Here is a 1,292-nt window from a genome sequence, read left to right on the forward strand (position 1 = left end):
ACCCTAGGACGACGTCCACCTGGCGGAAGGCGTCCTCTACGTGCGCTGCGCCCTCTCCGCGATCGACAACAACCGGCTCGTCATCACCACACCGAAGACCCGGTCGAGCCGCGAGTGGGTGGCCATCTCACCCGGCGTCGCCACCGCCCTCCGGCACCACGCAGGAACAACGTCTCGCACCTGCCGTAATCCTGGCATCCCGTCACCGCCCTGTCTTCGGCCGACCCGACGGCCGACCGCTTGGCCCGCACCAGGTCCTCGACCTTCTCCATCAACTGTCCGAAGAGGCCGGCGCCCCGCGGATCACGGTCCACGACCTGCGCCAAGTGGCCGCCACCATCGCCATCACCGCTGGCGTGCCACTCACCGTCGTCTCCAAGACGCTGCGGCACTCCATCCTGTCGAAGCGCCGGCAAGCCGACCCTCCGCCTGGTGAACGACCCCGTGCACCGCTTCGAAGTCGAACCGCCAACGGATGTCCGTCTCAAGGGCGTACGGGACATGTCAGTGGAGTCGACCGTGTACGAGTGGCCCGGCATGCAGTAGTACCCCCGCTCGCCCCCGCGTTCGCAGTCTCGCCCCAGCGAACGCGGGCGCAGCCAAGCCCGGAGTTTGTGTCAACTTCGGCCGTGGGGTGGCACCCTGTAGGCGGAAGGCAGGATTGCTGACCTGGTAACAGGCGATGCAAGAGCCGTGGGCGTAGTTCTGCAACCGCCGGTAGGCCGTTCGACACCTTGCGGAAAGCCTCGCCTTGGCCGAGCAAAGCCTCGTCGGCCGCCGCGGCCAACTCCGCCATGCTCCCGCCCGCTGCGGTCCCCTGCCCGCCGCCGTCGGGGATGCGGCCGAGCTTCTTGACGTCGATGTGGACCAGCTCGCCCGGTTGGGAGCGTTCGTAGCGGCGGACGGGTTCGCCGGTGGCCCGGTCCAGCGTGGCAAGCGGTGGCAGGCCGTGGCGTTGGAGGATGCGGTGAGCGGTGGAGGCGGCGACGGAGGCACGGGCGGCCAGCCGCAGCGGGCCGATCTGGTGTTCCCGACGCATCCGCAGCACCCGCTCCTCCACGGGGGCGGGTGTCCGGCGTGGTGAGTGGTGGGGACGGCTGGAGCGGTCGCTCATGCCTGCCACCCCGTGGTGGCGGTAGCGGGAGGCCCAGCGGGCGGCGGTGGTGTGGCTGACCTGGAAGCGTTCAGCGGCCCGGCGTAGCGGCCAGTGGTCGTCCACGACGCACCGGGCCAGACGCAGCCTGCCGGTCGGGGTCAGCGGGGCGTTACGGTGGATCAACGAGGGCCTCCTG

Annotated in this window: 2 pseudogenes; one reads left to right on the top strand and one right to left on the bottom strand. The window is 70.2% G+C overall.

Annotated elements, in window-relative coordinates:
• Positions 1-191: 191 nt before the first annotated feature.
• Positions 192-341, top strand: a pseudogene (locus GWI24_RS47075) (integrase); the annotation flags it as partial.
• A 479-nt stretch (positions 342-820) separates the two neighbouring features.
• On the opposite strand, the pseudogene GWI24_RS44515 reads toward GWI24_RS47075, so the two are convergent.
• A pseudogene (locus tag GWI24_RS44515) lies at positions 821-1,279 on the bottom strand (leucine zipper domain-containing protein); the annotation flags it as partial.
• Positions 1,280-1,292 lie beyond the last annotated feature (13 nt).

It is taken from the genome of Streptomyces sp. MK37H, assembly GCF_018035285.1.
GTDB lineage: Bacteria > Actinomycetota > Actinomycetes > Streptomycetales > Streptomycetaceae > Streptomyces > Streptomyces endocoffeicus.